This window comes from Leucobacter sp. UCD-THU (genome assembly GCF_000349545.1).
Lineage (GTDB): Bacteria > Actinomycetota > Actinomycetes > Actinomycetales > Microbacteriaceae > Leucobacter > Leucobacter muris.
This window is the reverse complement of record NZ_KB714600.1, coordinates 21,289-33,650: the sequence shown is the minus strand read 5'-3', so window position 1 is coordinate 33,650 and position 12,362 is coordinate 21,289. Positions and strand designations below refer to the sequence as shown.

Here is a 12,362-nt window from a genome sequence, read left to right as displayed (position 1 = left end):
CCGAAGAGAAACCCAGGAGGAACCATCATGACCCCCGATCCCTTCGAGACCCCCGCCGATGTGCCCGAGGCCGACCTGCTCGATCAGCTCGCGCCGGTCGACCCGAGCGATGAGGAGCCGGATCCCGAACCGCTCTCGACCGCCGCCGAGCCGGTGAGCGAGGTCGACTGGGTGGAGCAGCAGCGAGCGGTGCCGCTCGACGACGAGCCGGAAGAGACGGGCGCCGAGCAGTAGCGTCGCAGGGGCGGCGCCGTGAGCCGGGCGCGCGAGAGGAACGCGGAGAGCGGTGCGCGGAGCGAGGACGGCCTCGCTCCGCCCCTCGCTTATAGCGCATCGCCGCGCGCTGGGGGAAGGCCCTGGCGCGCCCGTCGGCTCTGGATAGGCTGAACCCATGGCGAAGCAGGGGCGGCAACACGGCACGGAGGATGCGCGCAAGGGCGGTATCGCAGGCCTCGCGCAGCGGGCGATCGCTGGGGCGCTGCGGCTCAGGATCGTGAGATCCTATCTGCTCTACAGCGAGCACCGCGGCACGATGCTGGCCGACAGCATCACCTACCGCGCCCTGTTCAGCGTCTTCGCGGCGGTGCTGCTGGGCTTCTCGCTCGCGGCGCTGTGGCTCGGGGGCAACCCCGACGCCATGAACGCCCTCACCGGGGCGCTCGAGAACTTCCTGCCGGGCCTGACCGACGTCGTCGACCCGGAGAGCATCGACGCGCCGGCAGGCTTCACGGTGGTGGGTGTGATCTCGCTGCTCGGCCTCGTGGGCGCGGCGATCAGCGCCATCGCGAGTCTGCGCACCGCGCTGCGGGTGCTCGCGGATCAGCTGCACGACGACGGCTTCTTCCTGTGGGTGCTGCTGCGCAACCTGCTGGTCGGCATCGTGTTCGGCGGCCTGCTGGTGGCCGCCGCGGTGATGAGCATGGTCGCCTCCGTCGGCATCGACGCGGTCGCCTCGTGGTTCGGCCTCTCCGACGGCGACGCCGTCTCGGGTGCGCTCACCCGCGTCGTCGGCGTGATCGTGGTGTTCGTGATCGACACCGTCGCGATCGTGGTGGTCTTCCGGCTGCTCTCCGGGGTGCGGGCCCCCGCTCGGGCGCTCTGGGTCGGCGGTATGATCGGCGGTGTCGGGCTGACCGTGCTGCAGGAGCTCTCGGGCCTCTTCGTGCGCGGGGCCACCTCGAACCCGCTGCTCGCCTCGTTCGCGGCCCTCATCGCCCTGCTGCTGTGGTTCAACCTGTCGGCGCAGGTGATCCTCATCGCCAGCAGCTACATCATCACGGGCGCCGACGAGGCCCGTGACCGGGTGCGCGTCAAGTACGGCGCGAGCACGCTCGCGCAGCGCCGACGGCAGCGGGCGGAGGACGCGCTGCAGGCCGCGACCCGCGAACTGCGCGCGGCCCGCGCGGCCGAGCGCGAGGAGGCCGGCCGCGATCCCGACCCCGGGGCGGGATCCGCCGCCGATTCGCCCCCGCTGCGCTGACCCGAATCGGGGCGCGCACCATCGGGGGTCCGCGGCGGTCTTGCCCCGCTGCGCCCTCCGCTGCTCTCTGCTGCGCCCCCAGCTGCGCTGAGCCGCAGCCGGCACCCGGATCGGGCGGGCGATCAGCCCCGCGCGTCGCGCAGCCGATCCAGGATCGCGGCGATGCGGCGGTCGCGGGTCTCGGCGCGCTTCGCCTCGACGACGGAGCGCGCGTGCTCCTTGCGACGCGACGGGGCGAGTGCGTCGAAGGCGGCGCGCAGTCCCGGCTGCGCGTCGAGCGCCACCGCGAGATCGTCGGGCAGCTCGACGGCGCGCTCGACGGTGTCGAGCTCGACGAGGGCGGTGACGGTGTCGCCGATCTCCACGCCGAGCTCGGCGCGGGCGGCCTTCGACAGGCCGATGAGGTTCTTGCCGCCCATCGACGCGAGTCGCAGCCTGGCGGAGCGGCCTCCGATGGTGACGCGCACGGCCGCCCGTCTGCCGCCGCCGAGCGCCGCCACCTGCTCGTCGTCGAGCTCGATCGCGGTGGCCGGCCCCCGGGGCTCGAGCGTGGTGTCGATCTGCAGTGCCATGCGCTCATGCTACGCGTGCGGCGCCGCGACGCCTACAGTTGAGGGCATGTGCTCGAGCTACGGATTCGGAGGCGGCCCCCACGGGCTCGGGCTCACCTTCGACCTGCCGCCCATGCACGAGCCCGACAGCCGCCTGCTGCTCGAGGCGTGGGCGCGCGAGCAGCGGGGCCGGGCCCGCATCACCGGGCGCCGAGCCCGCAACCTCAACCCGATCATCCACCGCGGGTACGGCGAGCGCACCGTCGAGCTCGGCTGGTGGTGGCTCCACAGCGGCGGGGAGCCGGCGCCCTACAGCGCGTTCAACTCCCGGGACGACACCCTGCTGCGCAAGTGGCGGTCGCCGTTCCAGCGACGGGCGATCGTGCCCGCGCACTGGTACATCGAGCGCGGCACGCCGTTCGCGCTGCCCGGCGACGAGCTGTTCGGGATCGCCGCGATCGTCACCCCCGTTCACCGCGGCGATGGGCACGCGTTCATGAGCTACTCGCTCGTCACCCGCGACGCGGTCGGGGCGGCGGCCGACACCCACCCGCGCATGCCGCTGCTGCTGCCGCGCGGCATGCACGACGAGTGGCTCGATCCCTGGCGCCCCGGTGACGCCGCCCTCCTCGGGGCGGCCGTGGCGGGGTCCGAGGAGCTGTCGCTCGCGGTGCGGGCGATCGGGGAGCGGGGCTGGGCGGATCCCGAGCCGCCCGTCGGGCAGGCTCCCGTCGGTGCCGTCGGTGCCGTCGGTGCCGTCGGTGCTGTCAATGCCGCCGATGCCGCCGCCTCCGTCGAGGCCTCCGATGCCGCGGGAGAGTACCCGCGATCCGCCGCCCCGACCCTCTTCTGAGGCGTCCCTCCGAACGCGGGGCGCCGAACCGCCGCCCCGGCGCCGCAGCGGTCGTCCGGCGCTCCGCGTCCGGAGTTCTCCTCGCCCGCGCCGATAGGCTGAGCGCGGAGACGGAGCCCGCTCGGCTCCGCTCACACGCGAGACGCTGGAGGAAGCACACATGACGGATCAGGCGGGGCAGCGACCCGAGCAGGCGGCGCTCGAGGCGGCGCTGCGCACCACGGTCGAGGCGCAGTTCGCGCGCACGATGGAGGATCTGCGGCGCCTCGTGCGCGTCCCATCGGTCTCGTGGCCGGCCTTCGACCCGGCCCACGTGGCGCAGAGCGCGGAGGCCATCGCCGAACTGCTGCGCGACACCGGAGTGTTCGACGTGGTCGACATCCGCCGCGCGCCCGTCGCGGACGGCGAGGGCGTCGAGGGCGCCGATCCCGAGCTCGGCCAGCCCGCCGTCGTCGCCTGGCGCGAAGCCCGCAACGGCCGCCCGACCGTGCTGCTCTACGCCCACCACGACGTGCAGCCGCCCGGCCGCGACGACGACTGGCTCACGCCGCCCTTCGAACCGACCGAGCGCGACGGCCGCCTCTTCGGGCGCGGCGCCGCCGACGACAAGGCCGGCGTGATGGCCCACATCGGCGCGATCCGCGCGCTCGCCGCCGCGGCCGAGGCCGAGGGGCGCGACCTCGATCTCGGCATCGCGATCTTCACCGAGGGCGAGGAGGAGTGGGCCTCGCAGTCGTTCGGCAACTTCCTGCGCGAGAACCGCGAGCTGCTCGCCGCCGACGCGATCATCGTCGCCGACTCGAGCAACTGGGACACCGAGACGCCCGCGCTCACCGTCGCCCTGCGCGGCGCGGTCGCCTTCAACATGAGCGTGCGCACCCTCGACCACGCCCTCCACTCCGGCATGCACGGCGGGGCCGTGCCCGACGCGATGCTCGCGACCGTGCGCCTGCTCGACACCCTCTGGAACGCCGACGGCTCCGTCGCGGTCGACGGCCTCATCAGAGCCGACATCGACACCCCCGAGTACGACGAGGCGCGCCTGCGCGAGGAGTCGGGCCTGCTCGACGGGGTGAGCCCCATCGGACGCGGCGAGATCCTCAGCCGCGTCTGGGCGCAGCCCGCGATCACGATCACCGGCATCGACGCACCCGACGTGGCGAACGCCTCCAACACCCTGATCCCGAGCGTGCGCGTGCGGGTGAGCGCCCGCATCGCCCCGGGGCAGGATCCCGCGGCCGCCTACGCGGCCATCACGAAGCACCTCGCGGATCGCGCGCCGTACGGCGCCCGCGTCGAGTTCGAGGGCGGCGACCTCGGCCAGGCGTTCCTCGTCGACACGAGCGGCTGGGCGGTGTCCGAGGTGCGCGGCGCGATGGCCGACGCCTGGCAGCGCGAGCCCGTCGACATCGGGGTGGGCGGGTCGATCCCGTTCATCGCCGAGCTCGTCGAGGAGTTCCCGGCCGCGCAGATCCTCGTCACCGGGGTCGAGGATCCCGACGGGCGAGCCCACAGCCCCAACGAGTCGCTGCACATCGAGTCGTTCCGCAGGTCGCTGCTCACCGAGGCGCTGTTCCTCGCTCGGCTCGACGCGCGCGCGGGCTGACCCGCCCCGCGTCAAGACGAGCGTGGCCCCCGATCATCACGATCGGGGGCCACGGCCGTCTCGCTGCGAAGCGCTCAGTGCTTGTGCTGGGGGCCGCCCGGCGGCTCCTCGCCGGCTACGGGCACCTCGTCGGTGCGCGGACCGCCCTGCGCCCGCAGCAGGTCGCGGATCTCGGTGAGCAGCTCGGTCTCGGTGGGCGCCACCGGAGGCTGCTCGGGCTCGGGCCGACGCAGCTTGTTCATGGGCAGCACGAACACGAAGTAGACCACCGCCGCGACGATCACGAAGTTGATGAGCGCACCGATCAGCGCGCCGAACGCGATCGTGCCTCCGCCCGGCAAGCCGACCTGCATGGCGTTGTCGAGCGAGTCGGCCTTGAACACGACTCCGATGATCGGATTGATGAGCGAGTCGACGACCCGCTCCACGACGGTGTTGAACGCCGCGCCGATGACCACGGCGACCGCGAGGTCGATCACGTTGCCCCGCAGCAGGAACTCCTTGAAACCCTTGAACATAAGCCCTTCCCCACTCGATGATGCCGATGCTTCGAGAAAAACGTTAGTGCACGGCGGCCCGGAACGGCCGGATCCCGCGCGACGACGGTCGCGCGGGATCCGGGTGCGCCGGGCTCCGAAGTTGGTGACCCGGCTGAATGACAGGGTTACATGCAGGCCATCGCGTCATCCATCGCGGCGTCGAAGTACTCCTCCATGAGCGCGCTCATGTCCTCGCCCGCGGCGCTCGTGGGGTCGGTGGCGAAGAGGTAGAAGCGCTCGTAGACCGCACGGTTGGGGCTGTCGATCTCGGAGAGCTGGCGGTAGGCGTCGAGCAGCTCCGGCGGCACCTCTGCGCCGGTCGCGCCCTCGCTCGCCGTGGCGACCGCGTCGATCGCGGCGCAGAACTCGGGGGAGCGGTCGCCCGCGGTGGCGCCGGGCGACTCCTCGACGCCGGGTTCCTCGGTGAGCGCGTCGAAGTCGGTCGAATCCTCGAGCTCCTGGGTGGTCTGCTCGAGCTGAGAGAGCGACTCGTTCGCGACCGACACGGCCGTGGCGGCGATGATGATCGAGAAGATCACGGCGATGACGGTGATCGCGAGGCTCACATAGCCGATGATGGTGCCCGCGAGTGCGAAGCCGCGACCGCGCTCACCGGTCTTCTTGATCTGACCGAGCGCGATGTGGCCGCAGATGATGCCGGCGAGGCTCACGAAGAACGAGGCGATGAACGCGACGATCGCGAGCGTGTTCATGGGCGCCTGCGGCGCGGTCGGGTAGCCGGCGCCGGGTGCGGGCTGCTGAGGCGGCAGCGGCGGAGCCGGCGGCGCGGCGTCGAACCGCTGCGGCTGGCTCTGCGGCAGCGCCGTGGTGGGCTGCTGGTCGGCGCTCTGCCCGCCTTCGAACTGGGGCAGGGCCGTGGTGGGCTGCTGACCGCCGTCGGCCTGCGGCGTCACCGTCGTCGGCTGCGCATCGGCGTCGGAGAAGCTCGGCTGCTCGGGCTGCGCCGGCGGAACCGGCGGTGCAGGGGGAGCCGGGGGCACGGGGGGTACCGGCGGTGCCGGGGTCTCGGGCGGGGTCGGCTTTCCGGGATCGTTCGTTTCAGACATGGCCGCTACAGCTCCTTCAATCTTTCGCGGAGACCCGGGTGCGGCCGCCGGCGGCGGCTGGATCGCGGATCCGCTGTGTCAATCGCGCGCGAGCCGAGGCCGACCCCCACGCAGACCATCCTATGCGGAGCGTGCGACAGGTGTTCCCGAGGTGCGGCATCGCACGGGCCCGGCTGGGGGTCGAGGGGGTAGCGTTGGGGGCATGGAGTTTATCGGCGCGATGCCCACGGTCGACCTCACCTACTCCGACGTCTTTCTGGTGCCGCGGCACTCGGACGTCGGCAGCCGGCTGGGCGTCGACCTCACCCCGACCGACGGCACCCCGGCGACGCTGCCGCTCGTCGCGGCGAACATGAACTCGGTCGCGGGCCCGCGGCTCGCGGCGGTGCTCGCCCGTCGCGGCGGTCTGGCCGTGCTTCCGCAGGATCTCGCGCCCGACGACACCGAGCGCGCGATCCGCTGGGTGAAGCGCCAGCCGGTCGCCACCGACACCCCGATCGTGCTGCCCCCGCAGGCGACGGCCGCCGCCGCGCTGCGGCTGATCCCGCGCGCCGAGGGCCAGGCGGTGGTCGTGGCGGATCGCCCCGACGAGCACTCTGCGGTGCGGGCATCGGGGATCCGCGGCGTCCTCTCTGCCGCCAGGCTCGCGTCGGTGCCGTCCGATGCGCAGCTGGGCGACCTGGTGATCGCCCCCGCACCGCTGCTCGAGGCCGACGACCTGGAGGATCCACGTGCGGCATTCGACGCGGTCTCGTCGGCGATCGAGGGAGGGGCTGCGGCGTCGGGCGAGGACCCGCACGGCGTCGACCTGCACGGGGTCGAGCCGCACCCCGCCGAGGCGGTGTGCGTGGTGAGCGGCGCGTCGCTCATCGGCACCCTCTCGCGCCGTTCCGCGCTGCGGCGCACCATCTACCGCCCCGCGCTCGACCGCGACGGGCGGCTCGCCGTCGCGGTGGCCGTGGGGATCAACGGCGACGTCGCCGCGAAGGCCCGCGCCCTCGCCGCCGCCGGTGCCGACGTGCTCGTGATCGACACCGCGCACGGGCACCAGGCGGGCATGATCCGCGCCATCCGCACCGTGGCCGATCTCGGACTCGGGCTGCCGATCGTGGCGGGCAACGTCGTCACCGCCGACGGGGTGAACGACCTCGTCTCGGCCGGTGCCACGATCCTGAAGGTAGGCGTCGGCCCCGGCGCGATGTGCACCACCCGCATGATGACGGCCGTGGGCCGCCCGCAGTTCTCGGCCGTGCTCGAGACGGCGCAGGCCGCCCGTGAGCTCGGCGCGCACGTCTGGGCGGACGGCGGCGTGCGCTACCCGCGCGACGTCGCGCTCGCGCTCGCGGCCGGCGCGGCATCGGTGATGATCGGGTCCTGGTTCGCGGGCACCGCCGAGTCGCCGGGCGAGCTGCGCACCGATCCCGAGGGCCGCCAGTACAAGGAGTCGTGGGGCATGGCGTCGACGAAGGCCGTGCAGGGCCGGTTCGGCGGGCTCGACGCCTACGAGCGGGCGCGCAAGGAGCTCTTCGCCGAGGGCATCTCGTCGTCGAAGATCTACCTCGATCCGCTGCGTCCGAGCGTCGAAGATCTGATCGACATGATCACCTCGGGCGTGCGCTCCTCGTTCACCTACGCCGGAGCGGACTCGCTGCGCGAGTTCCACGTGCGCGCCCGGGTCGGTCTGCAGTCGGCCGCGGGCTACGAGGAGGGCAAGGCGCTGCCGGTCTCTTGGTAGGGCTCGGGATGCGATCGCACCGGGCTCGCAGCACCGCCGAATAGGATGGGGGAGTCGGCGCGCACCGCCGACCGCGACACCGATCACGACACGAGGAGCACCGGTGAAGTACATCTCGACCCGCGGCGGCATGGAGCCGGCACCCTACAGCGCGATCCTGCTGGAGGGGCTCGCCACCGACGGCGGCCTGGTCGTGCCCCAGACGGTGCCGCGGCTCACCGCCGAGCAGCTCGAGGCGTGGCGCTCGCTCAGCTACCCCGAGCTCGCGACCGAGGTGCTCGGCATCTTCGCCACCGACATCCCCCGCGAAGACCTCGCGCGCATGTGCCGCGCGGCCTACAACCCCGAGAACTTCGTGGCCGAAGAGATCGTGCCCGTCACGCAGCTCGAGGCGGGCATCTCGCTCGTCGGTCTCTCCGAGGGCCCCACGCTCGCGTTCAAGGACATGGCGATGCAGTTCCTCGGCCAGTCGCTCGAGTACGTGCTCGCCAAGACCGATCGCGCGCTCAACATCATCGGCGCCACCTCGGGCGATACCGGATCGGCCGCCGAGTACGCGCTGCGCGGCAAAGACGGCATCGCGGTGTTCATGCTCTCTCCCCAGGGTCGCATGAGCGATTTCCAGCGCGCGCAGATGTACTCGCTCGCCGACGACAACATCCACAACATCGCGGTGAAGGGCGTGTTCGACGACTGCCAGAACCTCGTGAAGGCGCTCTCGGGCGACCTCGAGTTCAAGCGAGCCCACGAGCTCGGCACCGTCAACTCGATCAACTTGGGCCGCATCAGCGCACAGGTCGTCTACTACTTCTGGGCGTGGCTGCGCGCGAGCGACGGCGCGGCCGCCGAGGATCGCGCCTCGTTCGAGGTCTCGGTCACGGTGCCGTCGGGCAACTTCGGCAACATCTTCTCGGGATACCTCGCGAAGGCGATGGGCGTGCCGATCCGCCGGCTCGTGCTCGCCGCCAACGAGAACAACGTGCTCGACGAGTTCTTCCGCACCGGTGTCTACGCGCCGCGCGGCGCCGCCGACACCCACGCCACCTCGAGCCCCTCGATGGACATCTCGAAGGCGTCGAACCTCGAGCGCTTCGTGTTCGAGGTGGTCGGCCGCGACCCCGAGCGTCTCGCGGCGGCCTGGCAGGAGCTCGCCGAGACGGGGCGCATCGACCTCACCGCCGAGCTGGCCCGCTTCGAGGCGGAGTTCGGTTTCCAGAGCGGCACGAGCACGCACGCGGATCGCGTGGCGACGATCAAGTCGGTCTTCGACGCGAGCGGAACGGTGATCGACCCGCACACCGCCGACGGTGTGAAGGTCGCCCGAGAGTTCGTCGAGCCGGGCGTGCCGATGCTCGTGCTCGAGACCGCGAAACCGGCGAAGTTCCCCGAGATCGTGCTCGAGGCGACGGGGCAGCGCATCGGCATGCCCGAGCACCTCGCCGACCTGCTCTCGCTGCCGCAGCGCGTCACCGAGATGAGCGGCGACGAGGACGAGCTGCGCGCCTTCATCGCCGAGCACGCTGTCGAGCGCTGAGCGCGGGCGGCGGATCCCGCACCGGCCTCCCGCGTGGGCCGCGGTGCGATCCCGTGATGTCGGAGGCACCCCGTAAGGTGGAGGGCACGGACCAGACGGCGGGAGGCTGACATGTTCGGTGGACGATCGCGGCGAGAGCTGGAGCATCGGGTCGCGAGGCTCGAGCGCAGCGCCGGAGCACCCGAGAGCCCGGTCGCGCGGGCGAAGCAGCTGGCGCGCGCGGGCGGGGCTTGGGGCGACAGCTTCGGGCTGCTCGCGACGCGGTCGCTGCAGATCATCATCGTGCTCGTGCTCACCGCGGGTGTCGTGATCGGCATGCGCACCCTATCGACGGTCGTGATCCCGATCCTGCTCGCGCTGATCTTCGCGAGCACCTTCTCTCCAGTAATGACCTGGTTGCGGGCCCATCGCGTACCCTCGGCGCTCGCGACGGTGCTCGTGCTGCTGACGATCGTGCTCCTGCTCACCGGGATCGGCTGGCTCATCGTGTGGGCGGTGCGCGATCAGTGGGACGAACTTTCGGCCCAAGCCCAGGACGGTTTCGCGCAGGTGCTCGATTGGCTGCGCACACTGCCGTTCATGCCCGACGACGCGCAGCTGCACGAGTGGTGGGATCAGATCGCCGACTTCCTTACGAGTGCCCAGTTCGGCTCGGGAGCGCTCGCGGGCGTCGGCGTGGTCACGAACTTCGTGACGGGCCTCGTCCTCATGATCGTCGTGCTGTTCTTCTTCCTGAAGGACGGTCCGCGGATCTGGCGCTTCCTGCTGCGCCCCTTCGAGGGCGAAGCGCTGGCGCGCGCCGAGCGGGCTGGCGATAAGACGGTGCAGACGCTGGGCCACTACGTGCGCGGCACGGCTGGCGTCGCCGCGGTCGACGCGATCGGCATCGGAATCGGGCTCGTCGTGCTGCAGGTGCCGCTCGCGCTGCCGCTCGCGGTGCTCGTCTTCGTGCTCTCCTTCATCCCCCTCGTCGGTGCCACGCTGGCGGGGATCCTCGCCGCGCTCGTAGCGCTCGTCGCGAACGGCCCGCTCAGTGCGGTGCTGGTCGTCGGTGTCGTGGTGCTCGTCAACCAGTTGGAGGGCAACTTCCTGCAACCGGTGCTCATGGGGCGTGCGCTCAAGCTTCACCCGCTCGTCATCCTGCTGGCCCTGACCATCGGCACGGTGCTGAGCGGCATCCTGGGTGCGGTGCTCGCGGTGCCGATCGCTGCGGTGGCCTGGGGCATCATCCAGGTGTGGGACGGGCCCGACCTGCCCGCGAAGGCGTTCAGGCCTAAACCCGGCGAGGTGTGAGCGGAGAGGCGATCGCCGGGCGTTCCCGCGGTCTGCCGCGTACTGCAGAGGGGAAGCCGAGGTACAGCGGGGTGCTAATATCTGTACATGGTTCAAGTTCAGACACCGTTTCATTCGACGCTGCGCAGAGGTCTCGGTCTGCTGCTCGCCACCGCAGCGCTGCTCGGTGCCGCGGTGCTGGCTCAGCCCGCCGCTGCGCAGGCCGATCCCGTGCCTGATGTATCGACCTCGACCAGCATCGCCACGATCCTGGCGCCGACGACCTACGGCAACCCGTCCTTCTTCACGGTAACGGTGTCGCTCTCCGGCCCCGCGATGCTCAGCGGCGAACCAGTGGTGATCGAGGCCGGTGGCGTCGTCGTGGGGACCGGGACGCTCGGCTACGCGGGGAGCGGTGAGTTCCTAGCGCTCGTCGCAGTGCTGGATCTTGCCGCCGGCGACCACGATCTGATCGCGCGTTTCGCGGGCAAGGCCGGCGACGCTTCGTTCCCGGCGCGCGCTCTGCCCTCCGAGAGTGCGGCGCTCCCCGTCACGGTGGCCCAGGCCCCGAGCAGCACCGCGATCACGAGTTCTCCCGCCTGGGCGGGAGCATTCGCCCCGATCGATGTCGCGGCGCAGGTGACCTCGCCGACGGTCGGGTTGAGCGGCCGGGCCGCACTGCTCGCAGACGGCGTCGAACTGGCCTCGGCCGAACTGCAGCCGAACGGTGCGGTGGTGTTCGCCGACGTCGCCGCACCCGCGGCGACTGCCGAACTCACCGTCGCCTATCTCGGCGACGCTGCGGGCAACTTCGCGCCATCGCAGTCGGCGGCGGCGCCGCTGGTGGTCGTTCCGCACGCGACTACGACGACGCTCACCCTGTCGCCCACCGCAGCCCACGTGGGCGACACTGTCGAGTTTGCAGTCGTGGTGAGCAATGTCGACCGGTCAGTACCCACCGACCCCCGGGGTGACGTCGAGCTGCTGGTCGACGGAGTCGTGGCGTTCACGATCCCGGCCGCCGACGATCTCGATCCCGAGACGGGCGACGGTGAGGCGCGGTTCAGCGTCGACACCGCGCAGCTCCCGTTCGGGGAGCACGAGGTGTCGGCCCGTTTCGTGCCGCAGACCGGCTTCCTCGACTCGCGCAGCGCCACCGTGGCGCTCGATGTGCTCAGCCGGCAGACCCGTCTCGCGGTGAGCGCCGAGCTGCTGCGGGCCACCCCCTCTCGCCCCGCGGTCGTGGAGGTCGGGGTCGAGCCGGTGATGGGCGATCCTGGTGCGCAGGGCAGACAGGGGGTGCTCGCTGCGCCGGCCGCGCCCCGTGCGCAGCCGGTGACGGGCTCCCTGCAGGCTTTCGCAGACGGCGCCCCGCTGGGTGAGGCGGTGATGCTCGATGGCGGGCGCGCAAGCCTTACGCTCGAGGGTCTCGGTGTGGGTTCCCACCGCGTCGAACTGCGCTTCACCTCGGGCGTGCCCGGCGTGCTGGACAGCTCCGCGGTTGTCGCAGTCGACGTATCGGCCGACGAAGCGCCGACCGGCGGGTCGTCGCCGAAGCCTGCTGCGTCTCTCGCGCGCAGCGGTGGGCTTGATCCGTTCCTGCCGGGTGCTGCGGGGCTCGGGCTGTTCGTGCTCGGTGCGGCTGCACTCGGCGGGGCCTCGATCACCGGGGCTCGCCGGGCTCGCGCACCGCGCTAGGCTGAGAGCACAGGCGCGGAGCGGGGC

11 protein-coding genes are annotated in these 12,362 nt (G+C 71.9%); 8 read left to right on the top strand and 3 right to left on the bottom strand.

What is annotated here, in order from left to right; genetic code table 11:
* The first annotated feature begins 27 nt into the window (after positions 1 to 27).
* Both H490_RS19615 and H490_RS19610 read left to right on the top strand, forming a co-directional pair.
* Positions 28 to 234, top strand: a complete 207-nt coding sequence (locus H490_RS19615) for a hypothetical protein (protein ID WP_017883118.1) — start codon at positions 28 to 30, stop codon at positions 232 to 234.
* Between the two features lie 157 nt (positions 235 to 391).
* On the top strand, positions 392 to 1,480 hold the full coding sequence (locus H490_RS19610) for a YihY/virulence factor BrkB family protein (RefSeq protein WP_017883117.1): 1,089 nt from the start codon (positions 392 to 394) through the stop codon (positions 1,478 to 1,480).
* Between the two features lie 122 nt (positions 1,481 to 1,602).
* On the opposite strand, the gene H490_RS19605 is transcribed toward H490_RS19610, so the two are convergent.
* Entirely contained in the window at positions 1,603 to 2,052 is a 450-nt protein-coding gene (locus H490_RS19605; RefSeq protein ID WP_017883116.1) for a YdeI/OmpD-associated family protein, read from the bottom strand.
* Between the two features lie 46 nt (positions 2,053 to 2,098).
* Between H490_RS19605 and H490_RS19600 the strand changes: the two genes are divergently transcribed.
* A complete protein-coding gene (locus H490_RS19600; protein ID WP_017883115.1) occupies positions 2,099 to 2,884 on the top strand; it encodes an SOS response-associated peptidase family protein in 786 nt (261 codons plus the stop codon).
* Between the two features lie 160 nt (positions 2,885 to 3,044).
* The gene (locus H490_RS19595; protein WP_017883114.1) at positions 3,045 to 4,490 is read left to right on the top strand and encodes a dipeptidase; all 1,446 of its coding nucleotides are present in this window, start codon (positions 3,045 to 3,047) and stop codon (positions 4,488 to 4,490) included.
* 74 nt (positions 4,491 to 4,564) lie between these two features.
* Here the strand turns inward: H490_RS19595 and mscL are convergent, their stop codons facing one another.
* Positions 4,565 to 5,008: a large conductance mechanosensitive channel protein MscL gene (mscL, locus tag H490_RS19590; RefSeq protein WP_017883113.1), complete on the bottom strand. Its 444-nt coding sequence runs from the start codon at positions 5,006 to 5,008 to the stop codon at positions 4,565 to 4,567.
* Positions 5,009 to 5,154: 146 nt separating this feature from the next.
* The gene (locus tag H490_RS31305) at positions 5,155 to 6,096 is read right to left on the bottom strand and encodes a DUF4190 domain-containing protein (RefSeq protein WP_017883112.1); all 942 of its coding nucleotides are present in this window, start codon (positions 6,094 to 6,096) and stop codon (positions 5,155 to 5,157) included.
* Positions 6,097 to 6,298: 202 nt separating this feature from the next.
* On the opposite strand from H490_RS31305, the gene H490_RS19580 reads away from it, so the two are divergent.
* The 4 genes from H490_RS19580 (at position 6,299) to H490_RS19565 (ending at position 12,335) form a co-directional block, all read left to right on the top strand.
* The gene (locus H490_RS19580) at positions 6,299 to 7,831 is read left to right on the top strand and encodes a GuaB1 family IMP dehydrogenase-related protein (protein WP_017883111.1); all 1,533 of its coding nucleotides are present in this window, start codon (positions 6,299 to 6,301) and stop codon (positions 7,829 to 7,831) included.
* 103 nt (positions 7,832 to 7,934) lie between these two features.
* Positions 7,935 to 9,365 carry a threonine synthase gene (gene thrC, locus H490_RS19575; RefSeq protein WP_017883110.1) on the top strand — a complete coding sequence of 477 codons (1,431 nt, stop codon included), beginning with the start codon at positions 7,935 to 7,937 and terminating at the stop codon, positions 9,363 to 9,365.
* 111 nt (positions 9,366 to 9,476) lie between these two features.
* Complete coding sequence (locus H490_RS19570; protein ID WP_017883109.1) at positions 9,477 to 10,658, top strand: AI-2E family transporter; 1,182 nt, start codon at positions 9,477 to 9,479, stop codon at positions 10,656 to 10,658.
* An 87-nt stretch (positions 10,659 to 10,745) separates the two neighbouring features.
* On the top strand, positions 10,746 to 12,335 hold the full coding sequence (locus tag H490_RS19565; RefSeq protein ID WP_017883108.1) for an Ig-like domain-containing protein: 1,590 nt from the start codon (positions 10,746 to 10,748) through the stop codon (positions 12,333 to 12,335).
* The last annotated feature ends 27 nt before the right edge of the window (positions 12,336 to 12,362 follow it).